Raw genomic sequence first — 465 nt, 5'->3', positions numbered from 1 at the left:
GGTCAAAACCGTCCTGATCCGGATTGGGCAGGCCCGTTCCAGGTCGCGCAATAACCGGCGGGCGTTGGCGGCGGTCTGCTGCAAGAGATTCGGCGCGATGTTGAAGGTGTGGTCACTGTCAGTGGTTGCTTTGAATTTATGGGTTCTGACCACACAAATCGCATTCTGCCGCATCAAACGCCCTACCCGGCGGTGCCCGACGCGCAAGCCCAACTCATTCAACTCTTCAGTCATTCGGGGGCGACCGTAGCTGCCCTGGCTTGCTCTGTGCTGGTCGCGGATATGCGCAAGAAGCACCATGTCACGCCGCTGCCGGTGTGATGTGGGGCGATGCTTCCAGGCCCGCAGGCCACGATCCGTGACCCCCATGACTTGGCAGGGATGGGCCTTGGAAAGGCCGCCGCGATCGTCGTCAAGGAAGGCGAACCTCACGGCTTTTGGCTCGCGAAGAACTGGGTGGCCTTC

At 61.3% G+C, this 465-nt stretch carries 1 protein-coding gene; it reads right to left on the bottom strand.

What is annotated here, in order from left to right:
• The coding region (locus EEB11_RS19335) for an IS3 family transposase (RefSeq protein WP_245299020.1) at nucleotides 1-465 on the bottom strand (465 nt) is incomplete at both ends.

The organism is Pseudotabrizicola sediminis (genome assembly GCF_004745575.1).
Taxonomy (GTDB): domain Bacteria; phylum Pseudomonadota; class Alphaproteobacteria; order Rhodobacterales; family Rhodobacteraceae; genus Pseudotabrizicola; species Pseudotabrizicola sediminis.
Note: the sequence above shows the minus strand (reverse complement) of the source record. Positions and strands in the feature narration are given on the sequence as shown.